We start from the raw sequence: 24764 nt of genomic DNA on the forward strand, positions 1-24764 counted from the left end.
CCGCCAGGAGCACCGACCCGTCCGGGTACGGCACCGATGCGCTCGATCAGGTGCGCGAGAATGTTCGGTCGGGCGACCAATGCCAGTCGGGCGGTGCGCCGACGGGGATGAACGCCGAGCGAGGTTCGAGGAGCCGAGGTGAGGTCAGGCCAGGCTCATCGCCTGCGCGTGCAGGACATCGGGCGCAAGGTCGGCTCCGTTGGGCCACACGACGGTCCCCAACTCTTCGTCGACGACCACCTGTGCGAAGTAGTCGACCTCGAGGAGCGGCTCGAACATCGGGCCGACCGGCCCGGCGAAACGATCGCTGAGGTCGACATCACCGGTGACCCCATCGGCAAACGTCAACCGAAGGCGGTGCCCGCCGAGATGCTCGACGGCTCGGACTTCGTACGGGGCGCTCATGACAACGGTTCGATTCTATGCAACGGTTCTTGGCGTTCGGCTCGAGCCCAGTTTGCCATCAGCTCCTCGCGGTGCAGTGCCGTCCACTCGGCCACGAGTGTGCGAGCGCGTCGCGGGAGATCACCGTTGAGCAGGTCACCGGTGGCAATCGCGACCTGTGCCTGATGCTCGCCGTATTTGGCGTGGAAGTGCGGCGGAGGATGGTCGTCGTAGTACATGGCGATGATGATCCCGTAGAAGGCAGAGATCCGCGGCACACCGTCGAACGTACCGGCGGGGTATTACGAAGAGTTCGACGCGCCGCTCGGAAATGTTCAACGCCCGTGTCGTTGCAAACCGAGCAGATCGGCACGTTCGATCGGTCGGACCCGATCAGATCACGCCGTTCTGGCCGCATCGGTGGATGCGCAGTGACGCTGACGGAGACACCGATGGCGTCGGTGGATCCCGACCGTGGGACGTTCCTTGCCAGTCACGAACGAGGTGGATCGAACGATTCGGCATTCTCGTCGATCTCCCAACCGAGAGCGATCAACCGATCGACATCCAGAATCCCCTCGTCGTCGAATGCGTCGCGTGGCGCACCTGCTTCGACGAAGAACCGAATGTCGATGTCTGCGAAGGCATGGGTCTTCATCCTTCTGCGTCCGCTCCTTCCGATTGCCATCGCCCTTTTCTAGCCCAGTTGAGGTCGCACGATTTGCTCTCCGTCCAGTGCTGAGGACTGCAACCCACAGCTGTCGCCAACCTTCGATCGGCGGCGGTTCCGGCGACCTGTCCTCCGCCAGGGCGATCAGAACACCGTTGCTGGACACGGCACCAGACCGCTCAGGATCGGCACGACCGCGATCGTCCTCGTGCTGCGACTTTGCTGCCGGCTATGGGCGGTCGTCGCTGGCCACCGGTCGAACATTATCGAGCTCATGGCCCAGCTTTCGCCTTGACCCAGTCAGCCCGGTGATTGAAACGCTCCTGTCCAGCATTGGTGCGGTGCTGAACCTTCGTCCGTAGGTCGACGGGCGGTGATCAAGGTCCATGCGCGATCCGGCGCCGGTCTTCCCGAAGCTGTCACACGACCCGTACTTCTTGCCACGGCGTGATCTGGCGGATCAGTGTTCCGGAGGACCGAGATGCGGATGTTGGAACGGCCACTCGTCGGTGATCCAGTCGGGCACGAATTCGTCGAGCCTCGCTTCGAGTTCGCTGCCGATGTGTTCGTCGACGATCCACCAGGAGATCTCTGCGTCCGTGCCGGGTCGGACGGGCGGGTCGATGTAGATGCATCCCTGCAGTGCGGTCTCGTCAGCATTCAGCACTGCGTAGTTGAACGATTCGTGGCTGGCGATTTCGGCCTCGTGACGGGCGAGGTCTGCCCAGTCGTGCGCCAGGGTCATGGTGGCTCGTGGCCAAGCCCATGCCGTGCCGTAGATCTCCCACAATCGTCGGCGCGAGTTCATGACGGCGGGGTGGTCGATGTCGACATCGTCGGCACGGATCGGTCTGATGTGGTGGCCGGGGGTGAGTTCGGCTCGTGTCGGGTGGGTGAAGTCTGCGGGAACCCAGCTGATGGGATCTCCGTGTCGGTAGTCGGCCCGGATTTGACCAGGTTTTCGTGGTGGGGTCGGGCGCCGGATGGTGCAGATGGGTTGTCTGCACCATCCGGCTGTGGGGAGGGCGTGGGTTTCAGACGGTGATGTTGAATGATCCGAGGATGTTGTCGAGGGCGTCGAGGTCGGCGTCGCTGACGACCTGGACTGCAACGAGTACACCGTATGCGCCGTCGTTGGAGGTGCTTGCGACGACGTAGAACTGGGTGCTGGTTGCGCCGCAGTCGGTGAACACCTCGAACTGGCCGACGAAGAAGCCGTCGTCGTAGTCGTCGCGCCCTTGCGAGGTGCACTCGGTCGGTGCTGCGAGGTCGAGCAGTTCGCCGGCGGTGTACTGGGTGAGTGTGGGGCTCGCAAGGAACTCCATACCCGGCGTGGTCCAGGTGGCGTTGTATTCGGCGATGCTGGGTGATGCGATGATCGACGGCGAGGCGAGACCGTCGCCGAGGTCGGTGGATGCCCCGCTGACGTCGTTCCATGCTGTGGGGACGGACACGGTGATGGTGCCGCTGTCGTCTTCGATGCTCATGTAGTCGTCGTAGTCGGCGCCGGTTGGGGTGGCGTCGTCGCCGGCGTACTCGTCGGCGAAGCTGAACGACTGGGTGAGTTCGTCGCCGTTGAATTCGCCTTCGAGGACTTCGCTGGTGTCGTAGCGCAGCACTTCGACCGCGAGTTCGTCGTCGGCGGCATGCGAGCGCAGTACGTCGCAGTAGTCCTTCATGGTGCCGTCGAGTCCGATGGTGACGCCCTCGACACGGGTGACGATGTCACCGGGTCGGATGCCGACGTCGTCGGCCGGCGAACCGGATCGCACCCCGGAGACCCACAGCCCGGCGGTAGTGCCGTCTTCGGACACCACGACCTGACCGTTGATGCCGACCGAGTCGACGTCGTTGCCGGCGGTGAGTTCGTCGACGATCGGTTGGGCGATGTCCGACGCGATCGCGAGGAACTGTGACTGGTTGGTCTGCGTCGCGGACGCGTAGTGAATCCCGGCGACTCGACCGTCCGCGCCGATGACGGGTCCGCCGGAGTTGCCGGGTTGGGCGGCTGCGTCGTGTTCGAAGGTGTGGTCGACCGATGCCCATTGGGTGTCGCCGTTGGCGCGTGCTTTGGCGATCACCCCCCGTGTCAAGGTGTACTCGGGATCACCGAGGGGGAACCCGGCAACGTAGATCTCGGTGCCCGGTTCGTCGGGCTGTTCGGACCATGCGAGGGCGGGGAGTTCGGGGCCGTCGATCTTGATGACGGCGAGGTCGGAGCATTCCGACACGCCGAGGACACGGGCGTTGCGCGGTTCGTCTTCGCCGTCGACGTAGACCTGGAGCAGGCCGGCGCCGGTGACGACGTGGTTGTTGGTGACGGCGATGCCAGCGGGGTCGATCACGAATCCGGATCCGCGTCCGGCTCCTTCTTGGGCGCCGAACTCGGGGTCGACGAAGGTGCCGGTCGCTTCGATCTGCACGACTGCGCCCTTGACCTGTTGCAACGGCACACCGTCGCCGGAGTCGTCAGGGTTGGTGCCTGGAACGGTCGTGGTGTCCTGGACGGTCGTGTCGACGGGCGCGTCGCTGGTGGCGACGTCGGTTGCGGGCTCGCTCGTGGGGGGTTGAGTGGCGACCGTGTCGTTCGACGAGGCGCCTTCGGACGGTTCGAGCGGCGAGGTGCCCGAGCCGCAGGCTGCGAGCACGCTGAGCGTCGCGACGCTCAACAGGCTCAGTGCGATGTTCGGTGTCGGCCGTCGGGAGGCGATCGCGGAATGGATGGTGATCATGATTCTTCCTCGGTGGGTGTTGTGGATCTGTCCGCCTGCCCGGACGGGCGAGGCTGGTCGGCGCTCGGAGTGGTCACGGGATCTGGCGATCTCGTGGGCTTGATGTGCTCCGGGCCATGGGCGAACCATTGCGGAACGCACTTGCACTCGGCTTGTGAGTGGCTTGCTGTGCTGTGTGAGAAACCTCGGATGTTCGCTGTGAACTGACCACGGCGATCGGTCGAGACTCTTGATGTTCAGAATGCGTGGGGACGTGTCACGGCCGCATGGGCCTGGGGTCCCGATCCGTCGGGGGATTTCGGGCGGGAGGTACGGCGCACTGTCGTCGGGTGCGCCGGGGATGGCGGCCGCTGCGCACTCGGCGACCGACCGGATGTCCCGTGCAAATCTCCCGATCGGTCGGGACTGACCGCTCATGCGGACGTGACACGTCCCCGTTCATCGTGGTCGTCGTGACCCCAGCTACGACACAGGAGACACTCATGAACAGCCCCACTATCCACCGCGGCATGGCCGCCCTCGCCGCCGGAACGATGCTGTTCACGGCTGCATGCGGGAGCGACACGACCGGCGACGACCTGACGCTGAGCGCCGAGGGCTGCGATGCGTACGCATCGATCGGTGCAGCGATGTTCGGCGACCCCGCCGGGTTGCCCGATTCGATCGCTGCGCTGTCGGCCGGGGCATCGGACGATCTGCGGCCGTCGGTGACCGTCTACGGCGATGCCCTCCTCGCCTCATTCGACGGCAACGAGGACGCGATGTCGTCATCGGAGTTCCGCGACGCCGACGCCGACATCGGCGCGACCGTGCTTGCATCATGCGAGACGGTCACCGACCTCTACGTGGACGGGATCGACTACGCGTTCGAAGGCATCCCAACCGAAATCGACGCCGGGCGGGTCGCGATCGAGTTCACCAACAACACCGAACACACCGAGCCTCACGAGATGCTGGTGATGAAGCGTCTGGACGGAACCGACGAGACCGTCACCGAACTCCTCGACCTGCCCCAAGAGGAGCTTTTCGGCAAGGTCGCACCCGTTGCGGTCGCGTTCGCCGACAACGCCGGCGGGACGAACGTCGCGCTGGTCGATCTCGAACCCGGCGCGTATATCGCCATCTGCATGATCCCGACGAGCGGCGACGGGCCACCCCATGCCGTCCAGGGCATGGTCGACGAGTTCACGGTGGTCTGAGCCATGACCAGCCAATCAGTCCACTCCAACAGAGAGCAGCCCATCATGATGATCAATCTCCACGACGAACAACCCCCGACCGTCCCCGGCACGCACACGTCCACGGGCATACGTGCCTCGTCCCCTCCCGCCCGCCGTTGGGCCGTGTGCGGCATCGCGGCCGGGGTGCTCGGACTTGCCCAGTTCGCGCTCACCGGTGGTCTCGGCGTCGACACCGAGGCCCTCGCCGACAACCAACTCGTCGCCGAGCAGATCACCGACGCCGCGCCCTGGGTCTGGCTCTACCAGGTCACTGGTGTCCTCACCGCGGTACTTGTGGCCGTGTTCGCAGCTGGGCTGTTCCGCAAGCTGTCCCAGCAGGCGCCGGCGGACAGCCTGATCCCGATGCTGTCGGTCAGCGGACTGCTGCTCGTGTCGTCGATGTCACTCGTGGGGAGCGGGATCTGTACCGAGATGTTCTGGGGACTCACCCAGGACAGCGCCGATCTCGACCCCGACACGCTCGCAGCGCAACTCGCCATCTTCAACACGATGGGCTGGGTGTGGGCGGGCGCCGGCCTCACTGCCGGAGCGGTCGCGGTCGCGGGTCTACGCCACGGCGCCGTGGGCCGAGGCCTGGCGATCGGAAGCGCTGTGGCTGCGAGTCTGATCGGCCTCGTGAACCTCGTCCCGCTGCAGTATCTTGCGCTCCTACCGGGGGCGTTGTGGCTGATCGGTGCGGGCATCGGCTTCGCCCGCAGCGAGAGGTAGTGCGCACCTGCTTCCGGACGAACCGATTCCTTCCCACACCTGGTGGCGCCGGTGCAACGCACCGACGCCACCCGCTTGTCCAGGATGCTCCAATGATCGCACCAACGCGTCACGTCGCCGACCGCGAATCCCCTCCATCGCTCGGTTGGGCCATCACGGTCCTCGTGGCATCGTGGACGCTCGCCGCGATCGCTGTGGCACTCGTTCCGTTCACCGATCCGAGCTGGCACACCGGTCAGTGGTACGGGCTGGTCGACCTCAGCGACGCCATCGTGTTCGGCGCCACGTCCGCGCTGCTGCTGGCTCGGGGACGTCATCCGGTGGGGTGGCTCGTCGCCCTGTGCGCGATCGGCGGCGGCCTCGCAGCGGTGGGATTCCAGTGGTCGATGCTCGTCCTCGCTCACCCCGACGTCCCGGAGTTCGCCACGTTGCAGCTCGCACAGAACTCGGCCTGGCTGCCTGGCACCTACGCGATGATCATGATCGCCCCCGTCCTCGTTCGCCGCCGACCGCTGCACCTGATCGACCGGGCGTTCGTCGCGCTCGCCGCCGCTGTCATCTCCGGGTTGACCCTGATCAGACTGACCGACCCGTTCCCCTGGCCCGACGGCGCCTCGATCACCCCGCTCGCGATCGAGAGCCGATGGTGGCTCGACACCATCGAACGGACGACCCAGGCGCAGTTCATCGTCGTCTGCGCTTGCGCGTCGATTGCGATCATCGACCTGAGCCGCCGGTGGTGGCGCCAGTCACCCGATGAACGGCGCGGGCTCGGATGGCTCACCGTGGGTGCCGCGTTGATGGCCGCAGCATTCCTCCCGCTTGCGTTGCCGGCCCCGTGGACTGCCGGGTTCCCGGACTGGGCGACCCCGGTGCTGCACCTGAGCTCGCAGCTGTTCTTCCCGGCCGCTCTCCTCGTCGCCGTCCTCCGACAGCGGATCGATGGACTCGAGGTCCTGCTCGGGCGCACGACGCTGTGGATGCTGCTCAGTGGTGTCCTGTTGGCGATCTACATCGGAACGGTTGCGATCGGAGGCCAACTCCTGCCGACCGACGACGGGCTCGTCCTCGCAGTCGCCACCGCTGCAGTGGCCGTGTCGATCTCACCGCTCCGGCGGGTGCTGCAACGACGCATCGACAACCTCGTCCGAGGCGACGTTTCCGTTCCCACCGAGGCGTTCATCGGGATGGGACGCCGCCTCGGCGCCGCCACCGACGACACCGAACTCCTCACCGTGATCGCCGAATCGGTCGTCCAGGCACTCCGTCTGGGCGGGTTGGCGATCGAGGTCGACTGGCCGAGTGGAGCGAGACGGGTCGCGTCGGTCGGAGAGCTGTCGATCGCATCGATCGAGACACGTGACCTCGTCGTCAGCCGCGAGGTCGTCGGCAGAGTCATCGTGTCCGGTCGCCGAGGCGAGCTCCTCGACCGCCACACCCTCCAATCACTCGACGATCTGACGCCGGTCGTGGCGACAGTCGTCCAACTCGTGGCGCGGACCCGCGAACTGACCGAGTCGAGAGCGCGGATCGCCGGCGCACGCGACGAGGAACGACGCGTCCTGCGACGCGAACTCCACGACGGATTCGGCCCCAGCCTGGCAGGGGTCGCCCTCGGACTGCGCGCCGCCGAGAACCTGATGGGCACCGACCCGGCCGTCGCCGGCCCGCTCGTGCGCCGCATGGCCGACGAGATCGACGAGCGGATCGAGGAGGTGCGCACGCTCGCCCGCGGACTGCTCCCACCGGTGCTCGAAGAACTGGGACTCGTGCCGGCCATCGTCGAACTCGCAGAGCGCTACCGCGACGTCGGCGTTCTGGACGTCGAAGTCACCGCACGTGATGTCTCCGTCGATGCCGACATCCGTCAGGCGATCTACGGAATCGTGGCCGAAGCCGTGCGCAACGTGGCCCGGCATGCCGACGCGACCACCTGCCACGTCGCTGTTGTGGACGGTGACACGGGGTTGACCATCACCGTCGACGACGACGGAACGGGAATCCCCGCCGTGCCCGTCAGTGGCGTCGGCCTCCGGTCCATGCGTGAACGCGCCGAGGGGATCGGCGCGTCGCTGACGATCGAGGGTGGCGCGAACGGGACGCGAGTCCGTGTCGTCGTCCCGCACGACGTGTCCAGAGCGGCATCGATGGTGGGGAGTGAGCAGTGACAGCACTGGACGATGCGTCATCGATCTCGACGATTCGGGTTCTGGTCGTCGACGATCATCCGGTTTTCCGGATGGGGATGATCGCACTGCTGTCCTCGATCGCAGGGTTGTCCGTGATCGGCGAGGCAGCGACGGTCGAGGAAGCGGTCTCCGCAGTGCAGTCGGCGCGCCCCGACGTGGTCGTGATGGATCTCCACCTCGGCGACGAATCGGGCATCGACGCGACGCGCCGGATCCTGGCAGATCAGCCCGGTGTCGGGATCCTGGCCGTCACCATGATGGACGACGACGACTCGGTGTTCGCAGCCATGCGCGCAGGCGCCCGTGGGTATCTGCTCAAGGGCGCGTCGCCCGACGACATCGAGCGTGCGATCCACGCCGTGGCACGAGGGGAGGTCCTGCTCGGTCCACAGATCGCAGCGCGTGCGATCGGCTTCCTGACCGGATCCCACGCCGCCGATTCGCTCGCCTTCCCGCAGCTGACGAGCCGCGAGCGTGAGGTGTTGGACCTCGTCGCTCGCGGTCTTGACAACACCAGCATCTCGCGACGACTCACCCTTAGTCCGAAGACGGTCCGCAACCATCTGTCGAACGTGTTCACGAAGCTTCAGGTCCCCGACCGATCCCAGGCCATCGTGCGCGCACGCGAGGCGGGACTCGGCCGGGTCGACTGATCATGGGCAACGAACGGGGGGTTCGTCAACAGCGTTCGCAGTCGAACGAGGTCGCTGCGGAGATTGCCGTCGAGAAGTCGACGGAGGTAGGGCGCGAAGACACGCGACAACCCGGTGGGTTCGACTGCGAGTTCGAGTCGGACCCGGCAACTCGTCTCGCCCGTGGGAGTGACTGTGCGTGCGCCCGAAGCGCGAGCACCGTCGACGGTCCGCCACTCGAACCTCGACGAGGGCGTGACTGCAGTGATGACGCCGGCGTTGTGCCAGGTACGCCCTGCGAGCGTCATCGTCTCGGCCGTGGTGGTCCCGACCCACACGAGTCCGCCAGGGTCGGCGGTCATCGATCGGACACCTGTGCGCCACCGTGAGTCGTTCGAGTAGTCCGCCATGGTGCACCACACGGTGAGGGCATCGACGGCGATGTCGATCTGGTGGTCGAACGTGAGCATGCTCATCGGACGGGTGTGCCTGCGTTGGTGGACGCCGGAATTCCGAAGGCCAGGGCGGTGAGGCGCGCGTAGCGCCGTCGGGCGGCGCGGTGGATGAGCTTCAACGGCAACGGTGCCGTCTGCAGCAGGCTCGCCGCGGCGGCGGGTTCCAGGCTCGCCATCAGCCATGGCGCGAAGAAGAAGGCCTTCTTGAGCGAGACACTGCGTCGTGCTTGCGTTTGGAAGTCGCCGTACTCCTCCGCGTCGAAGTGGCGCTCGAACAGGGGCAGGACCTCGCGGTCCTCGAAGTCGAGGTGACTCGACATCAGATCGCGAAGTGCGGTGACCACCTCGATGGCACGGTCGCGGTCGGAGTCCGACGTCGGACCGGTCGCGGCCAGGCGGTCGAGCGCAGGCGCCACGAGGCCGACGAGGTCGTCGAGACGTTCGTGGTCGTCGTGCAGCGTCGGGTGGTGTTCGGCGTAGGTCGGGACGCGCTCGGCGAGCGCCGGGAAGAAGATCGTGTCCTCGATCCGGTGGTGGGCCACCAGCTCGTCGTGGTACCCGCGGTACCAGTCCCGCACAGCTCTCGCACGAGCCGGGTTCGGCGCGTGTCGCAATTCGACCACGGCGTCGACGAGGCGATCGTTCGACCTGCGCAACGCTGCGTGCATCGCGCGGTACTCGGTGAGGTCGGGATGGGCGGGCGCCCCGTGTGTCGGTCGGTGGGCGTGGTGTGGCCTGGTGTTCTCGGTCATGGTCGAACCATCGCCGAGGTCGCTTGCGGACGACTTGTGATGCTCTTGTGCTCAGTCACCGAGCAGGTCGAGTCGACGCTCGACGTAGACCAGCCCGTGGCGTCGGGCGAGACGACGTGCGTGCGCGATGTCGTCGTGGGCGCGCCCCGCGTCGCCGGTCTCGTGGAGGAAGCGGGCGCGGTGGACCAGCCCTCGGGCCAGCCACGGTTCCGCTCCGGCCGCCGAGGTCAGCGCGATCGCGTCGTCGAAACGGCGCCGTGCATCGTCGACGGCACCACGCAGCGAGGCATTACGGGCGAGCGCGAGGTCGGTGACCCCCATCGAGAGCGGTGTGGTCCCCGCCGACGCCCAGCGGTGCGGAAAGGGCTCGAGCTTGTCCGCGATGGACGCAGCGCCCTCACGGTCGCCCAACTCGACTCTGACGTGCAGTGCGCCGGTGAGGCACGCGAGCATCGCGTAGTCGTCGGGGAAGTCCTGCCCTGCGTCGTACGGCTCCACGAGGGTCACGGCCAGGTCACGACGACCGAGCTCGAGCATCGCGAACGCCAACACCTCGGCAATGCCCCGTCCGTACCCGTCCGACTCGTGCGCGAGTGCCGCATACGGGATCAGAGCCTCGAGGTCGCCACGGTCGATCGCGGGGGCGGCGAAGTTCACGAAGTCGACGACGTCGCCGTCGTAGCGACGCCCGCGGCGGTGGAGGTCACGAGCCTGTTCCATCAGTCGTCCGGCCACCGCGTACTGGCCCCTCGCCAGGGCGATCCCGCTCTCGAAGCCGACGAGCTGGGACCGGAGACGTTCGTCGGCGGACGCGTCGACGGCGCGTCGAGCCTCGCCGATCTCCGCGGCGGCCGCCTCGAAGTCCGCACGCTCCATGTGCGTTTCGGCGAGGTGGTAGTGCGCGGCGAAGACCTGTGCTGCGCCGAGGCGGTGACGTGTCGACAGTTTGAGGATCTCGATGGCCCGGGCGCGACGGAGGTCCACCTCGGTGGGTCGGCACGGCACCGTGATCGCGTTGAGGGCCGTCGCCAAAGTGGTCGGACTGCCTGTCGCCCGAGCGGCGACTTCCGCCTGCGAGCTCACCGCCCGGTGCCGGTCGGCGTCGGCGAAGGCCAGCTCGGCCGCGAGTGCGGACAGCAGAAGAGGCCGCCGTTGGTCGTCGTCTGCGACGCGACTCAACGTTCGTTCGAGCGTGTCGACCAGACGTATGTCGATCACCCCGTACGGCTCGTTCGCCCACACGTGTTCGTGATTCACGAGCAGCGCAGCGCGGATCATCTGCTCAGGAAGTCCGGCGACGGACGCGAGGTCGATCGCATCGATGATCGGTGATTTCGCCGCGATGACCATGTCGGCCCGGAGCAGGGCCTCTGCCTGGGCGACGAGAGCGTCGATGCGCCCCATGCGGTCGGTCGGGCGAACGCGCTCGAAGGCGTCGGCGGCCCGTGACCAGTGCAACGCAGCGTCTTGGTGGGCGAGCTGCTCCGACGCGAGACGTGCGGCGCGGATCGACGCATCGATCGCCAGCTCACCGGTGCCGGCCAGGATTCCCTCGACCGCGTGGTACGCGATGACCGCAGCATTCACCCCGAACTCAGGATCTCGTTCGGCCATCGCTCGTGCGGCTGCCGCGTGGATCGACGCGCGACGGATCGAGTTGACCTCGTCGGCGAGGGCCTCGGCCACGAGGACGTGGGAGAACGTGAGCAGACCTCCGACGTCGGTCAGCACTCCTGCGGCGAGCGCCGGCTCGAGCGCAGCCAGGACGTCGGCGACGGTGGTCGACGTGACGGCGGTCAGCGCGTCGGGTTGCCGTTGGTCCGCTCGTGCACGAGTCGGGCGATCTCGAGCGATGCCCCACGGTGCTCGCCCGTCGACAGCCAGTGGCTGATGTGTTCGACATCGAGCGCACGGGGCAGCAACTGAGTAGAGCCCTCGACTCGTGCGATCTCGGCGAGGCAGTCGACGAAGGCGGGATCGACGTGGTCGTCGATCGGGCGAGCCGTCGCGACGAGAACGCACGCGATCGAACCGAGACCGGAGACGACGTACTCGAGCAGTCGCAGCGTGTCGGGATCGGCCCATTGCAGGTCGTCGATCACGAAGAGCACAGGACGATCGATCCTGCCCAGCGATTCGAGGATCTGGCGAGCGAACGCGAACACCTCGACACCTCCGACTCCACTCAACGCTTCGAGGTCGTTCAGGGGTTCGTCGACGTGTCCGGTTCTCCGGAGCTGCTCTGCGAGGTGCGTGACCGGCCAGAACGGCGGAGCCGACCGGTGCTCCGGGCACCGAGACCAACTCGTCACGAATCCGCGATCCGCCGCTCGCTGGAAGACGGTGTCGGCGAGTCGGGTCTTGCCGATCCCCGGTTGTCCGAGGATCGTCACGACGGTTCCCCGACCGTCCTCGGCAGAACTCAGTACGCGATCGAGTGCAGCCAGTTCCTCGTTCCGCCCGATCGGGTCGGTACGCCGACCGCGCAGCGGATCGGGCAAGGCCCCGTCGGGTCGGTCGGAACCTGCGGCGTCAGCCCCCGCCGAGGGCGGCGAGGCCGTCCAGTCGAGAGCCGGGTCGTGTTCCAGAATCGAGGTCTCCAACTGCTTCAGGACAGTTCCGAGATGGAGTCCGGACGTGTTCAGCAGCGTCCGCCGGCACCGATCGATCACGCGCAGTGCGTCGGTCTGTCGACCGGCGCGATACAGCGCCACGGCGAGCAGCGACTGCAGCCGTTCACGCGATGCCTGCTCGGTCGCTTCCAGCTCCAGCCGATTCACGGCCTCGATGTGTTGACCGAGCCGGAGGTGCGCATCGGCGAGGTCTTCGAGCGCACCCGCACGAATCGCGCCAACTCGCGCAGCCTGTCCGATCACGACGGGTTCATCGGCGAACTCCGGCAGCAGTGCGCCCTGAGCAGAGTCGAGTGCACCGTCAAGATGTCGACCGCCGAGCGAGGATCGTCGTCGCGGAGTCGTTGGCGACCCTCGGCGATGCCGTCTTCGAACCGGAAGACGTCGACCTGGGAGCGTTCGACATCCAACCGGTAGCCGGGCGGCTGCGTCACGAGCAGCTCCGATCGCTCTCGGCGTGGACGCCCGGGCTCGAGCAACGTCCGCAGACGAGACACGTGCGAGTGCAGTGTCGACGACCCGAGGTCGGCGTCCTCACCCCACGCCAGATCGACGAGCCGGTCGACGGACACCACCCGACCTGCATGCAGGAGCAGCACCGCGAGAACCAGACGCTGCTTCGGACTGAACGACTCGATCAGGACATCACCGTCCGTCACCCGGAGCCCCCCGAACATCGTGAACTGCACCGACGGCGATCGTACCGCCGAGGGATCTCTCGACAAGTCCACGTCAAGGCATCGACAAGCCTGTGGGTTCAGCATGGCCGTCATGAACGAACACGGCTCACCCGCCCACCCCGAACTCCCGAGTTCGTCGGTCACGCCCCATTCAACCGAGTACCGGGACTCGTCGACCACCCTCGGGATGTGGCCGTGATCCGCCTCAGCCTGCGCGACCTGCAATGGCGGCGACGCCGCTTCGCGATAGTGGTGCTGGTCGCGTCCCTCGCATTCGGACTGGGCCTCGTGATGTCCGGAGTGATCAACCAGATGCACCGAGAAGGCGAGAACACCGTCGCACTGTTCGGAGCCGACCAGTGGGTCGTCGCCGACGGCGTCGGCGGACCGTTCACCTCGTCCCAACTCCTCGACGCCGGCCTGGTTCGCCAACTGGAAGGAGCGTCAGGAGTCGCCAACGCCAGTCCGCTGATCATCGGTCGCACGACCATCGATCAGCTCGACGTCAACATCGTCGGCTACGAGCCGACGGATCCGTTGCTTCCCGACAAGCTGTCGGTCGCACTCGACGAGGCCGAGGGTGGCGGCGCGCTCGCCGACCTCACGCTGCAGCGTCCAGTCGGCGACGACATCGTGCTCGGAGGCGAACGGATACCGATCGTCGCGCTCGTCGAGGACACGGCGTTCTTCTTCAGCGCACCCACCGTGTTCCTTCCGCTGGCAGACGTCCAGCGTCTGCTCTTCGCCGGGCGAGATGTCGTGTCCACCGTGATGATCGATGGTCACATCGACCCGAATACGACGACCATCGACGATATGCAACTCGATGTCCTGACGAACAACGATGTCCGCGCAGACTTCGATCGAATCCTGCGGTCGACCACCGACACCATCGGCATCCTCAACGTTCTGCTGTGGCTGATGGCGGCCGGCATCGTCGCCGCCATCATCTACGTCGGGGTCCTCGAACGAACTCGCGAGTTCGCCACCCTCAAGGCGCTGGGCACGACGAGTCAAGCGTTGTTCGGTGGTCTCCTCCTCCAAGCCGCAGCCATCGCGATCGTCAGCGCACTCGTGTCCGTCGTCGTTGCATGGACCGTGAGTCCGCTCTTCGGTTTCCCCGTCACCGTCCCGCTCGATGCCTACCTGCAACTCCCGGTCATCGCACTGCTCGTCGGAGCGATCGCCAGCCTGGTGGGCGTCCGCAGGATCGCCCGCATCGACCCAGCCGTCGCCTTCGGGGGGGCATCGTGAAGCACCATGACAAAAACTTGACCATCGAACAGCTCACCATCGCACACGACGGTGCCGGCGAACTCGTCCAACCCATCCGCGACCTCGATCTGACTGTCCGACCTGGCGAATTCGTCCTGCTCCACGGACCCAGTGGATGCGGCAAGACCACACTGCTCTCGGCCGTCGCAGGGCTGCTCACACCCGTCTCCGGGTCGATCCGCATCGGCGATGTCGACGTCGCGAGACTCGACGGACGCGACATGCTCGAACACCGACGCACCACCATCGGCATGGTCTTCCAGGCGTTCAACCTCGTACCGAGCTTGACGGCCGAGGAGAACGTCGCCGTCCCACTCCGACTCGCCGGACACCGCCGGCGACACGCGGCGACAGTTGCGTGCGAACTCCTGACCCGGTTCGGCATGGGACACCGCCTCCATCACCGACCGGGCAACCTGTCCGGAGGCCAACAGCAACGAGTCGCGTTCGCCCGTGCGGTCGCGACGGACCCGCCCATCTTCCTCGCCGACGAGCCCACCGCTCATCTCGACCACACCCAGGTCGAACTCGTCTGTGCGACGATGCGGGAGATCGCCGACAACGGCCGCATCGTGATCGTGGCAACTCACGACGACCGGCTCAGAGCGACCGCCGACCGAATCGTCGAACTCGACGCCGTCGAGCCGTCGACGAACGCTCACGCCGATCACCCCACCCACGGACGCACAGTCGCGCCGGCCAAGGTCAGCGCATGAAGCCTCCGCACGCCTCCGACGCAGATCCGACTTCGCCATGGCAACGCGTCACCGTGGCCGGCCTCGCAATGTTGTGTCTCGCTCTCATCGCCGCCCAGGTGGTGAACACGTCCATCATCCCCGAGGTCGCAGGCTTCGCGACCGTCGCGGGCGGACTCGCCATCTGGGTGCGACGTTCCGCGAGCCCGATCGCCCTGCTCGCTGCATCCGCGTCGGCAGCCGTCCTGGTGGTCGCCAACCTGCCCGCAGCCACCGAGAACCTCCGTCATCCGGAGAGCGTCGCAAGCTTCGTCCCCACGTCGACCGCAATCGTCCTCGGTGTCGTCGTAGCTGCATCGGGTGTGCTGGCCACGGCCCGGCGGGCACCGCGCGCCGCCCGCCCGACCGCTGCCGCCGCTGCAGGGCTCATCGGGCTCGGAGTCGTGGTCGCAGGAATCGCGTCGGTGTCAGCGCACGACGACCGGCAACAGGGCGGCGACATCGTCGTCGACGTGCGCGACTCGAACTACCCCGACCTGACGGTTCCCGCGGGCACGAACACGTTCTACGTCGACAACCACGACCTGATCCGTCACACACTCCTCATCGACGGCACCGACGTCGACGTCGAGATTCCTGGATCGACGGCACGGCGCATCGCCGTCGAACTCGAGCCAGGCAGCTATCGCTACATCTGTGACGTCATCGGGCACGAAGCGATGGTCGGCGTCATGACGGTGGACGGTTGACGGTTGACCCGGTGCGGATCGAGATTCCCGCCGACGCCGAGACCGTCGCGCGCGTCAGGATCTGACAATGTCGATCCTGCGCTACATCACCCACCCGAACGTCGAGATCGACGCGGATACTCCGGTCCCGATGTGGGGACTGAGCGCGCTCGGTCGCCGCCGAGCGCTCGCCATGCTCGACCAGCAATGGGTCGGATCGATCGGCCGCATCATCTCCAGCAGTGAGACGAAGGCGCTCGAGACCGCCGATCTGATCGCCGCTCAGCTCGGCCTCTCCGTGGAGGTTCGACCGGAGAGTGGCGAGATCGATCGTTCGTCGACGGGTTTCGTGGAACCCGAACGCCACGAACTGCTCGCCGATCGGTTCTTCGCCGAACCCGATTCGTCGATGGAGGGGTGGGAGCGCGCCGTCGATGCGCAGCGACGCATCGTCGGGGTGATGCGCGATGTCGTCGAGGCCCGGGACGGACGGGACGATGTCGCAGTGGTCGGCCACGGTGCAGTGGGAACGTTGCTCATGTGTCACCTCGTCGGACTGAGGATCAGCCGCGACCACGATCAGCCCGGCCAGGGCCATTTCTGGAGCTACGACCGGGCAGACAACCGCCTGCTCCATGGCTGGCGAAGCATCGACGATCCCGAGGACCCGCCGTCCGTTGGGTGAGCAACACGGGCAGGCCCCCAACGAGTGCGCCGCCGAGCTCCATCCGGGGTCGACCGACCGGCATCTGGTGGCTGGGGATCGAGTCCGTCGATCAGGCCGTATTCTCGATCCATCGTCGAGCTGCTGCGAAGTCACTGAAGAAGCGTTGATCCGCCTTGCCGGCGCGCTCTTCGTAGTCGGCCATGCGGTCGACGTTGTGATGAACCACCAGGCGAACCGAAGTCGGCGGGGTCTCGCGTGCCGAGCCAGCGAGGATCGTCGACGTCGCCGGCGGCCGCACTGCTGTTCCGGGTGACCACGTACGCATCGCTGGCCGGCATGCTCGAGGTCCGTTGCTACCCAGCAGTCGAGGGTCAGTGACGGTTTCGGGACTCGGTGCTGGTGGATTGCATGGAACGCTGTTGATGCTTCCAGTCGTTGCGGGTGAGGGCGTATTCGACGTCGCCGTGTTCGTCGCCGGGGATGCGCACGGGCCAGTCGGCACGAAACGTTCGTGTGGGGCGAAGGCCCGCCTTCTCCATGACTCTTCTCGATGCGGTGTGGACGACCATTGTTTCGGCGACGACTCGTTCGATCGGGTGTTGTTCGAAGCCGTTGTCGATGAGCGCTCGGGCGCCTTCGGTGGCGAGTCCTCGTCCCCAATAGTTGCGTCGCAGCCGGTAGCCGAGTTCGGGCTCGGGCGGGATGTTGTAATGGGCGGGGCGGAAGTGGAACCAGCCGATGAAGTCGCCGGTGCGTCGGTCGTCGGCGGCCCAGAATCCGAAACCGGGCGTTCGGTGGTAGGCGGCGATCCAATGGTCGAGTGTGTCGGCGACGTCGTCGGCGTCGACGGGCGCGCCGTTGTTGATGTAGTGCATGACCTCGGGGTCGTTGTCGAGTTCGACGAGGGCGTCGAGGTCGTTGGTCGTGAAGCGGCGCAGCACCATCCGTTCGGTGACGAGATGAACGCCTGGTTGGTTTGCGAGGCCCGTCGAGCTGGTCACGGCGGTGAGAATCCAACGTTGTCTGCGGTGTCGGGCGGGTGAAGTACTGCGATGGCGGCGAGTCGGGTGACGTAGGCCTGCCAGCGTGTCGCCGTCCAGTTGCGGTCGCCGACGAGCAGGCCGTACATCTCGGGGCTCATCAGGCTGTAGAGCACGTCGGTCGCCTCGTCGACGCCGATGCCGTCGCGTAGGCCGTTCTTGGCGTCGAGCGCTTCAGCGAGCGCGCGGTGCGCGACGACTCGTTGTTGTTGGTTGGTGTCCCATTGTGCGGCCATCTCGGGGTCGGCGCCGGCTGCGTCGCGGATGATGCGCATCAGCGGTGCGATCCGTTCGTAGATCTTGCGGCTGGCGTCCATCCACAGTTGCAGCGCCCGGTACGGGTCCGGCGTCGCGTGCAGTTCCTGCATCCACGGTCGTTCGAGCAGGGGGATGGGGAGATCGTCGCCGACCGCGAGTACATCGACGCCTTCTTTCAACACGTTGCGTTTGCTGCCGAAATGGAAGTACACGGTCTGCACCGACACCCCGGCATCAGCAGCGATCGAGTCAAGGGTCGCAGCTGCGTACCCCTCCGAGGTGAACCGAGCCAAGGCGGCGTCGATGATCCGCCGACGGGTGGCACGTGCCTGGTCCTTGCGACGTACTGGTCGATTTCCGTTCTTGCCGTCCTCACTCACTCGCTATAGTCTACTACAACGAACGGTGGTTCCCGGGACCGCCGACAGAGTGTGGGTGAGGAGTACACATGACGACGCTGGCAGGTTTCCACCACGTCAAACTGCCCGTCCGTGACGTCGCAGCCAGTCGCGACTGGTACCGCACCGTGCTGGGCTTCGACGTCGACATCGAGTTCGTCGAACACGACGTACTGATGGGTGTCGCGATGCGCGACCCCGACGGCTGCGTCTGTCTCGCGCTGCGCCACGACCCCGTTCGCGCCGAATCATTGGCCGGTTTCGATCCGGTCGCGCTCGCCGTTGCGACGCGTGCAGATCTCGAGGCGTGGCAGGACCGGCTCGACACCGCCGGACACGCCCACGGCGGGATCGTGGCCGGCCACGAAGGGTGGGTGCTTGTCGGTCTGCACGACCCTGACCGCTTCGAACCGCGTTTGTACACCATCGAGCACCGCGACAGGAGCGAGACATGAGCATCGACCAACGAGGGTTCGTGATGGCAGCAGACAGCCTTGCCACCTGGTTCCTCGACACCACCATGCGGGTCCTGGCCCGCAACGACGACACCGGCGGTGCGTTCACGTTCATCCACTGGGAAGCACCGACCGGGTTCGGTCCGCCGCGCCACGTCCACCCCACCGAAGACGAGGCGTTTTACCTCGTCACCGGGACCTTGGACGTCGTCTGCGGCGACGACAAGTGGACCGCAGGTCCTGGCGACTTCGTGTTCCTTCCCAAGGGGATCCCACATGCGTTCGTGGTGACGAACGGACCCGTCGAAGGACTCCAGATCACCTCACCGGCAGGGTTCGAGGACTACGTCGCCGAACTCGGCCGCCCCGCCACCAGCTCCGGGCTGCCCGAGCCGACACCACCCGACCACGAACACCTGATGGAAGCATCGGAACGATTCGGGTACCTCATCGTCGGCCCACCCATGTGCGCCGACGATGACACCACTCCAGGCTGAGACAATGCCCGAAGCAGGGCCGGACGCTCCTCTCCGTCGGATCTCGACCAGCCACGCCACCCGTGACGGCGACCGGGCCCACCAGGCTGAGCGCCTCCAACTGGTCATCGCACCTCCAACTGGTCATCGCAAGCCCAACGGCGCGGGAATCGCATGCCCACCACCGCTGACAACAGTTCGACCCCAGGCGCAAACGGACAGAGCATGCCGTTCCATCAACACCCCGCTCAGCCGAGTGTTTGGGGCGCTCGTCAATCGAACCGCGGCGGAGACGCAGCCTCCGCCCGCAGCGATCGGCATCGCTCCATCCCGAAGGACCTCGCCAGCTTGATCGAGTTGCTGGCGAGTTTCGAAGCGGGCTCGATCGCATCAGCGGCGAAGCGAGGAACGCACATCGACACCGACGAACAGCAACCCGGACCATCCGGGTACGGCACGTCCGCGATCGGTCAGGCGCTCGAGAATCTGCAGTCGACGAGTGACCTCTTGGACACGATCACCGTTGCCGGCTCACGACGGTTGCAGCATCAATCCGCGTTGTTGGCGCTTGCCCGGGCGGATGGCACAGTGGCTCAGATGTCCGAGGTCAGCAACTCCTGCCTCGAAACCTCACCACCCGTCGGGGAACTGCCGAACTCGATTCGACCAACTCTCGACCCCATCTGGTAACAACGTGTCATTCGGGCTGGGCCGAGGGACGGATGCCCATCGAACTTGGTCTACCGATACGGCGGACGAATATCGACGATGTGCGACGGGTAGTGGCCCGCATGAGTGTGGATGAGGTGGAGTCGAAAGCCACGCCGGCGTCGGAAGAACGAAGTCCAGCCAATGATCCCGTCGTCGATGAGCCATCGCGCTGGAGGGTCGAGGCAGCGCGGGCGCTCGGTCTGTCCGGTGACGAGCTGTGCGCTGGAACCTCCACCTCCCTCGCCATGCCAGCCATTCTGGACCCGGCTATTGAGACGCTCGATCTCGCACCCCGCGGCCCGGTCGTCGATCTGGGCGGCGGTCTCGCGTCGACGTCGGACTGGCTGCGACGCCGGACAGGACGCGAAGTTGTGATCGTCGAGCCGTCGGCGCCTTCATGTGAGATGGCCGCCGAGATGTTCGAGAACGTCGGCGTGATCAACGGCGCCGCCGGTGTTCTTCCGGTCCGTACATCGTCGGTCGCGTCCGTGGTGCTCAACGGGGTCGCGTCGTTGATCGACGACCTGAAACTCGCCCTGTTCGAATTCGAGAGGGCGTTGATCGCCGACGGTCTCGTGATCATCACCGACGTCGTCGCGACGAGGACGGTGGGATCGTTCAGGAGCTCGAAGAACGTGTTGCGAACACTCGATGAGTTCGCTGAGCAGCTCGCAGAAGCCGGGTTCGACGTCGTCGAGACGGACACCGTCGCTGCTGACCGCGGGTGGTGGTCATCGGTTCAGCACTCCGTGGACGAACAGATCGCCGCCAATTACGCCGACCGGCCCGGATTTCCCATGTGGGACCACGACCGACGCCGAATGAAATACCTCGTGAACGCAGGGATCGTCACGGGCGGCTACGTCATCGCACGCTCACCGCAACAAACCGCGAGAGCCATCTCTTGACGCGGTGACGATCGGGCACCGGACGCGTCCCGGTGGCGCACGGGCAGATGGTCTCGAGCTTTCCACCTGAGCCGCGATGTTGTCGGGCGTCGTCGACGAGGTGCCGGCAGATGGCGTCGGAGGGTCGCCGTTTGAGCGCTCGGATGGTTCCCTCGAGGATGTTGTCTTCTTCGATCTGCGGTCGTCGAACGCGTGGCCGATGGTGTCGTGACGGCGAGCCCGACTTCTTGCATCGCTGTGGCGGCGACTGACGAACACACGAGCTGAGGGGTCCACCTTTGATCCTGGTCGACTCGGCCACCGTGGAAAGGCTTCCTGTTGCGATGTGCCGCCTGAGGTCGACATCGTCGCCGAGGTCCACCACCGGGCTGAGGCCATCCTCTGACCGCGATTCGTGTGGGTGCGGAATGAGAAGCGAGGTCGGTGGGGTACAGAAGCAACCGGTGTGCATCGCGAAACGAAAGCCGTCATCGAACGCCGCGAATGCCCCGGTCCGTGTCGGTCGCGAGATCCTCGCCGCCGCGTTGGTGTTCGTGGCATTTCCGGTCGTGGCCCACGCCGAGCCCGGAAGCCCGTCCGAAGCCATGGCACGCGGATCGAAGCTGGCCCGCCTCGAGCAGTCACTGGGGATTGATGTGCGTGGACGACTGGTCGACTGGATTGCCGGACGACGAACGATCGAGTTGCTCGCCGAGCTGTTCTACTACTCGGCTCACGTGTCGGCGCTGGTTGGCACGGGGATCGCATTGGCCGTGCGATGCCCAGACCGGTACCGGCAGATGCGCACGGTTTTCGTCGTCGCCCATGTGATCACCATCTTCTGCTACCTGATGTGGCCCACCGCCCCACCGCGAGTGGTCGTGGGCGGCGACCGGATCCGCGAGGGCGGATGGACCGACATCCAGTACGCGTACGCTGCGTTTCCGAGCGGTCATATGGTGTTCGCGCTCGTGATTGGAGTCGCTCTCTCCGGCTCGCCGAGCCGACGGGTCCGGATCACCGGTGTCACGTATCCGATCATCGTCGGTGTCGTCACGCTGGCGACCAACAATCACTATGTGATCGACCTGATCGCAGCCGCGATCGTCGTGACCGCCAGCTCGGTTGCGGCGATGACGCTTCGCACCCGGCGGCTCGGCCGTCAGAATCGCACCCGGTCACGGCTGATCCCCGAGCAGTGGGCTGGCGGGTCGGCGACGCCGCTCGTCGCAGCAGACACCTTGCATGAATCGATCGTCGAATCGGCGGGTACCGGCGCAGCACCGAAAAGATGAAACGGGAGCCATGCATGTCAGACAATCCGAACGACGACCCCGGCGACCCACAACAACCCGAGACCGGCCACGACAGCCGCGTCGAGGACTGGCACGGTCAGAGCGTGGACCGCGACGCCGAACTCGCCGACCGATTGAGCGACGAACTCGGCGAAGAACAAGCCGAGGCCGAATTCGACAGACGCGCAACCGGCAAGGAGACACAGGCCCAACGACACGGTGATTCCATCGATCCGGAACAGGGCGAGTCCGCCTATCGGGACAAGGCCGATTGACGGCGCAGGTCGCGTCACCGGTCCCGCGTCGATGCGCGGGGTACGGCCGTTCTGGTTTGGGTTGGGCGCCGACCGGGTAGCCGCCGTCCGTGCTTCCCACCTCTCCCAGGAGTTCGATGTGGTCTCGTTCGAGTTGACTTCAGCAATGCCCGTGGAAGTCGAGGTTGCGTTTGATCTTTCGCTGTCGATCGATCTTCACGTTGATTCGTTTGCGGGTTCGCATGAGGCGGCGATCGGCGGGACGACGAAGGGACAGATCGAGCTCGGGGAGTTCGTGACGTGGAGAGCACGCCACTTCGGTCGTGTCTGGACCATGACGAGCGTGATCACCGAGTGGGACCGTCCCCACCGTTTCGTCGACGAGCAACACAAGGGTCCATTCAAGAAGTTTCGACACGAGCATGAGTTCATCCCTGTGCCGAACGGGACCCAGATGATCGACTACGTCGAGTTCACCGCTCCATTCGGTCCACTCGGTTGGGTCGCGGAGCACGTCGTCCTCGATCGCTATCTGCGACACCTCATCGGTGTCCGGAACACCTTTCTCATCGACGCAGCAACCAAGGCGGGCGCTGCGTCCAGCGTCCGCGACGATGATGAATGACCGTCCTGCGGTGGAGGCATTCTCGTTCGGGTTCGAGCCTCCACTCGACACGTGGGCACGGTGGTTTGCGATCGTGCCGACTCGCAGCTTCGTCCGCATCGACGACCACGGTGTGGAGGCGGTGTACGGATCATGGCGCGTGACCACGCCGTGGTCGAACGTCGAAAGCGTCGAGCGCACCGGGCCGTATCGTCGCTGGAAGATCGCTGGTCCGGTACGTGTGTCGCTTGCGGACCGGGGGATCACCATGGCGGCCACGACGACCGGTGGTGTGTGTCTGCGCTTGCACGAGCCGGTTCGGGGTGTGGATCCGTGTGGACTTGTCAGACATCGATCAGTGACGTTGGGGGTCGCCGATGTCGACCGCTTCGTGCGCGGTGTGGAAGCTCGTCGCGACAGAGCCGGCGCGATCGGAGGAGCGGGCGAGCCTCCGAGCCACGATCGCGGCTCCCTGGTCGGTACGTTCCGTTCCCTGCTGCGTTGGCGGCGACGGGACGTCGACGTCGTGTTCAGCGATGTCGATCATGTTCGCTTCCCGAGCCGAGATCGGGCGAGTAGTTCCGATGACCAGCCGCACGAGATCGGTGTCGGACCGAAGTTTCATCGCACGTACCGTCTCGAGATCGACGGGGGTGCCATCTCGGCAGAGGACGCAATGGCGAAGGTGCGGGCGAACCCCAACCGTCTCACCGATCCCGCGTTCGCACCGTTCACCAAGTCACGGGGTCGATCCGGGGAGATGGCCGTCGGGGACCGCTACGTGATACAGCTCGCCGGCCCGTGGAAGGGCGCCGTCGAGGTCATCGACGTCACAGACACTTCGTTCCGGCTCGCCACTCTCGAAGGTCACATGGAATCGGGTGTCATCGAGATGAGAGCAGTCGGAACCGACGGCACCAGTCGCGTTGAGTTCATCGTCGAGTCGTGGGCTCGAAGTCACGATCACTGGTTCGCTCTGCTCTACGACCGAATCGGACTCGCCCAGATGCTGCAAGGCGAAATGTGGGCCATCGCGTGCGACCAGTTCGCTGAGCTCGTCGCCGGAACACCGCAGGGACCACTCCGGATCACCACCGACCGCCAAATCGGAAACCACTGACCTCGCGCCTCGTCACCTACAACGACCGGTCAGATCGGCAACGACCGGTCAGATCGGAAACGATCGAGCGGAATCGCTCCAGACCGACCGGTCAAGTTGTCGATGCCGATAGCCCGGCCTCTCGCTGCGAGCTGTGTCGACGCCGAACCGAACGCCCTTGCGACGGACCTACGCAGGTTCGGATGGTTCGACGGCGTCACCGTCGTCGAACAACGAGCGCCCAGGAGCATCTTCGTCGAGTTTGTCGACGTCTTCGTCAGAGGGGTCCGCTGGATCAGGTTCGTGGCTCTCAGCGTCAGGCTGGCTGTGATCGTCTGCGTCGTTCATGGCTGGTACTACCCAATCCCACCGTCGAGCATTCTCCGACCAGGTTCGTTCGGCGGACGCACGCAAGCGCTCATGGCGCCGCGGACGTACCCGCCGCCTTCGTTGCAACGGCTCTGAAAACTGCACGCTCGTCGGTGGACAGCCGCAGCACCGGGTCGACGTGCTCTGTGCTGCGATGCTGACGTGCGGGCGTCAAGCCTGCAGCGGGTCCGGGAGCGATGCCACACCCCAATGAGCAGCAACTGGTCCCACTGGCCCGACTGGCGACGATCTGTCCAAGCTGGAGCGACAACCACTCAATATCGACACCTTCTTCCTGGTATCCGACCGCTCGCTATCGAAGCCTCTTTGGTTGTCAAGGGGTTGTTCGCCGGTGTTGGAGCGCGCGAGGTCGGACCCTTGCCGGGCGCTTGGCTCCAGGAAGGCGAATTCGAGGGGATCCGGCGTGTCGATGCGCTGGTCATCAGTGACGGCGTGGTGCGCGTCGATGCGAGCGGC

30 protein-coding genes and 1 pseudogene are annotated in these 24764 nt (G+C 65.9%); 17 read left to right on the forward strand and 14 right to left on the reverse strand.

The features are described 5' to 3' along the window. Positions 1–144: 144 nt before the first annotated feature. The 5 genes from ON45_RS09580 to ON45_RS09595 all read right to left on the reverse strand — a co-directional run bounded on the left by ON45_RS09580 (position 145) and on the right by ON45_RS09595 (position 3786). A complete protein-coding gene (locus ON45_RS09580; protein WP_040493444.1) occupies positions 145–405 on the reverse strand; it encodes a DUF2442 domain-containing protein in 261 nt (86 codons plus the stop codon). Beyond that, positions 402–662 carry a DUF4160 domain-containing protein gene (locus ON45_RS09585; protein WP_040493446.1) on the reverse strand — a complete coding sequence of 87 codons (261 nt, stop codon included), beginning with the start codon at positions 660–662 and terminating at the stop codon, positions 402–404. The genes ON45_RS09580 and ON45_RS09585 overlap by 4 nt, the downstream gene beginning before the upstream one ends. 215 nt (positions 663–877) lie before the next feature. Beyond that, positions 878–1042, reverse strand: a complete 165-nt coding sequence (locus ON45_RS23065) for a hypothetical protein (protein ID WP_158412322.1) — start codon at positions 1040–1042, stop codon at positions 878–880. Between the two features lie 472 nt (positions 1043–1514). Next, positions 1515–1862: a GNAT family N-acetyltransferase gene (locus tag ON45_RS09590; protein WP_206537675.1), complete on the reverse strand. Its 348-nt coding sequence runs from the start codon at positions 1860–1862 to the stop codon at positions 1515–1517. Positions 1863–2088: 226 nt separating this feature from the next. Beyond that, a complete protein-coding gene (locus ON45_RS09595) occupies positions 2089–3786 on the reverse strand; it encodes a S1C family serine protease (protein WP_051062814.1) in 1698 nt (565 codons plus the stop codon). 482 nt (positions 3787–4268) lie between these two features. On the opposite strand from ON45_RS09595, the gene ON45_RS22650 reads away from it, so the two are divergent. From ON45_RS22650 to ON45_RS09615, 4 genes are all read left to right on the forward strand, one after another. Next, positions 4269–4985: a hypothetical protein gene (locus ON45_RS22650; protein WP_148288616.1), complete on the forward strand. Its 717-nt coding sequence runs from the start codon at positions 4269–4271 to the stop codon at positions 4983–4985. Positions 4986–5030: 45 nt separating this feature from the next. Beyond that, positions 5031–5735, forward strand: a complete 705-nt coding sequence (locus ON45_RS22655) for a hypothetical protein (protein ID WP_148288617.1) — start codon at positions 5031–5033, stop codon at positions 5733–5735. A 92-nt stretch (positions 5736–5827) separates the two neighbouring features. Beyond that, a complete protein-coding gene (locus ON45_RS22660) occupies positions 5828–7903 on the forward strand; it encodes an ATP-binding protein (protein ID WP_040493450.1) in 2076 nt (691 codons plus the stop codon). After that, positions 7900–8577 carry a response regulator gene (locus ON45_RS09615; RefSeq protein ID WP_051062815.1) on the forward strand — a complete coding sequence of 226 codons (678 nt, stop codon included), beginning with the start codon at positions 7900–7902 and terminating at the stop codon, positions 8575–8577. The genes ON45_RS22660 and ON45_RS09615 overlap by 4 nt, the downstream gene beginning before the upstream one ends. Here the strand turns inward: ON45_RS09615 and ON45_RS21350 are convergent. From ON45_RS21350 to ON45_RS22665, 6 genes and pseudogenes are all read right to left on the reverse strand, one after another. Beyond that, positions 8511–9032 (reverse strand): SRPBCC family protein, encoded by a 522-nt coding sequence (locus ON45_RS21350; RefSeq protein WP_158412324.1) that lies wholly within the window; start codon positions 9030–9032, stop codon positions 8511–8513. The genes ON45_RS09615 and ON45_RS21350 overlap by 67 nt on opposite strands. Beyond that, complete coding sequence (locus ON45_RS09625) at positions 9029–9763, reverse strand: hemerythrin domain-containing protein (protein ID WP_040493452.1); 735 nt, start codon at positions 9761–9763, stop codon at positions 9029–9031. The genes ON45_RS21350 and ON45_RS09625 overlap by 4 nt, the downstream gene beginning before the upstream one ends. Before the next feature lie 51 nt (positions 9764–9814). Further along, positions 9815–11494 (reverse strand): ATP-binding protein, encoded by a 1680-nt coding sequence (locus ON45_RS09630; RefSeq protein ID WP_040493454.1) that lies wholly within the window; start codon positions 11492–11494, stop codon positions 9815–9817. 65 nt (positions 11495–11559) lie between these two features. Next, on the reverse strand, positions 11560–12435 hold the full coding sequence (locus ON45_RS09635; protein WP_373281587.1) for a BREX system ATP-binding domain-containing protein: 876 nt from the start codon (positions 12433–12435) through the stop codon (positions 11560–11562). Continuing rightward, a pseudogene (locus ON45_RS24065) lies at positions 12409–12696 on the reverse strand (AfsR/SARP family transcriptional regulator); the annotation flags it as partial. The pseudogene ON45_RS24065 and the gene ON45_RS09635, both read right to left, overlap by 27 nt. Further along, positions 12636–13169, reverse strand: a complete 534-nt coding sequence (locus ON45_RS22665) for an AfsR/SARP family transcriptional regulator (RefSeq protein WP_148288618.1) — start codon at positions 13167–13169, stop codon at positions 12636–12638. The pseudogene ON45_RS24065 and the gene ON45_RS22665, both read right to left, overlap by 61 nt. A 102-nt stretch (positions 13170–13271) precedes the next feature. On the opposite strand from ON45_RS22665, the gene ON45_RS22200 reads away from it, so the two are divergent. The 5 genes from ON45_RS22200 (at position 13272) to ON45_RS23890 (ending at position 16819) form a co-directional block, all read left to right on the forward strand. After that, positions 13272–14330, forward strand: coding sequence for an ABC transporter permease (locus ON45_RS22200; protein ID WP_158412326.1), 1059 nt, complete (start codon positions 13272–13274; stop codon positions 14328–14330). A gap of 17 nt (positions 14331–14347) precedes the next feature. Further along, positions 14348–15067 (forward strand): ABC transporter ATP-binding protein, encoded by a 720-nt coding sequence (locus ON45_RS09650; protein ID WP_083914710.1) that lies wholly within the window; start codon positions 14348–14350, stop codon positions 15065–15067. Continuing rightward, positions 15064–15795 (forward strand): cupredoxin domain-containing protein, encoded by a 732-nt coding sequence (locus ON45_RS09655; protein ID WP_148288620.1) that lies wholly within the window; start codon positions 15064–15066, stop codon positions 15793–15795. Before ON45_RS09650 ends, ON45_RS09655 begins: the two co-directional genes overlap by 4 nt. A gap of 67 nt (positions 15796–15862) precedes the next feature. Continuing rightward, the gene (locus ON45_RS09660; protein ID WP_040493464.1) at positions 15863–16459 is read left to right on the forward strand and encodes a histidine phosphatase family protein; all 597 of its coding nucleotides are present in this window, start codon (positions 15863–15865) and stop codon (positions 16457–16459) included. A 237-nt stretch (positions 16460–16696) separates the two neighbouring features. Beyond that, the gene (locus ON45_RS23890; RefSeq protein WP_277619167.1) at positions 16697–16819 is read left to right on the forward strand and encodes a hypothetical protein; all 123 of its coding nucleotides are present in this window, start codon (positions 16697–16699) and stop codon (positions 16817–16819) included. Here the strand turns inward: ON45_RS23890 and ON45_RS09665 are convergent. Together ON45_RS09665 and ON45_RS09670 are read right to left on the reverse strand one after the other, a co-directional pair. Next, on the reverse strand, positions 16813–17442 hold the full coding sequence (locus tag ON45_RS09665; protein WP_206537676.1) for a GNAT family N-acetyltransferase: 630 nt from the start codon (positions 17440–17442) through the stop codon (positions 16813–16815). The two genes, ON45_RS23890 and ON45_RS09665, sit on opposite strands and share 7 nt — an antisense overlap. After that, a complete protein-coding gene (locus ON45_RS09670) occupies positions 17439–18119 on the reverse strand; it encodes a TetR/AcrR family transcriptional regulator (protein ID WP_051062818.1) in 681 nt (226 codons plus the stop codon). The genes ON45_RS09665 and ON45_RS09670 overlap by 4 nt, the downstream gene beginning before the upstream one ends. Positions 18120–18187: 68 nt before the next feature. On the opposite strand from ON45_RS09670, the gene ON45_RS09675 reads away from it, so the two are divergent. The 7 genes from ON45_RS09675 to ON45_RS24070 all read left to right on the forward strand — a co-directional run bounded on the left by ON45_RS09675 (position 18188) and on the right by ON45_RS24070 (position 22840). Beyond that, the gene (locus ON45_RS09675; RefSeq protein WP_040493466.1) at positions 18188–18592 is read left to right on the forward strand and encodes a VOC family protein; all 405 of its coding nucleotides are present in this window, start codon (positions 18188–18190) and stop codon (positions 18590–18592) included. After that, a complete protein-coding gene (locus ON45_RS09680) occupies positions 18589–19089 on the forward strand; it encodes a cupin domain-containing protein (protein ID WP_040493468.1) in 501 nt (166 codons plus the stop codon). The genes ON45_RS09675 and ON45_RS09680 overlap by 4 nt, the downstream gene beginning before the upstream one ends. A 327-nt stretch (positions 19090–19416) precedes the next feature. Continuing rightward, positions 19417–19758 (forward strand): hypothetical protein, encoded by a 342-nt coding sequence (locus ON45_RS09685; protein ID WP_148288621.1) that lies wholly within the window; start codon positions 19417–19419, stop codon positions 19756–19758. 266 nt (positions 19759–20024) lie between these two features. Continuing rightward, positions 20025–20687, forward strand: coding sequence for a class I SAM-dependent methyltransferase (locus tag ON45_RS09690; protein WP_158412328.1), 663 nt, complete (start codon positions 20025–20027; stop codon positions 20685–20687). A gap of 407 nt (positions 20688–21094) precedes the next feature. After that, positions 21095–21961, forward strand: a complete 867-nt coding sequence (locus ON45_RS09695; RefSeq protein WP_158412330.1) for a phosphatase PAP2 family protein — start codon at positions 21095–21097, stop codon at positions 21959–21961. A gap of 14 nt (positions 21962–21975) precedes the next feature. Next, a complete protein-coding gene (locus ON45_RS09700) occupies positions 21976–22236 on the forward strand; it encodes a hypothetical protein (protein ID WP_040493475.1) in 261 nt (86 codons plus the stop codon). Positions 22237–22381: 145 nt separating this feature from the next. Continuing rightward, positions 22382–22840 carry an SRPBCC family protein gene (locus tag ON45_RS24070; protein WP_040493476.1) on the forward strand — a complete coding sequence of 153 codons (459 nt, stop codon included), beginning with the start codon at positions 22382–22384 and terminating at the stop codon, positions 22838–22840. 334 nt (positions 22841–23174) lie between these two features. Here ON45_RS24070 and ON45_RS22670 read toward each other — a convergent pair whose 3' ends face one another. Beyond that, positions 23175–23444, reverse strand: a complete 270-nt coding sequence (locus ON45_RS22670; RefSeq protein WP_148288622.1) for a hypothetical protein — start codon at positions 23442–23444, stop codon at positions 23175–23177. Positions 23445–23495: 51 nt separating this feature from the next. On the opposite strand from ON45_RS22670, the gene ON45_RS22675 reads away from it, so the two are divergent. Then, on the forward strand, positions 23496–23939 hold the full coding sequence (locus ON45_RS22675) for a DUF1990 family protein (RefSeq protein ID WP_148288623.1): 444 nt from the start codon (positions 23496–23498) through the stop codon (positions 23937–23939). Positions 23940–24764: the final 825 nt, after the last annotated feature.

The sequence above is a fragment of the Ilumatobacter nonamiensis YM16-303 genome (assembly GCF_000350145.1).
In the GTDB taxonomy this organism is placed as follows: domain Bacteria; phylum Actinomycetota; class Acidimicrobiia; order Acidimicrobiales; family Ilumatobacteraceae; genus Ilumatobacter_A; species Ilumatobacter_A nonamiensis.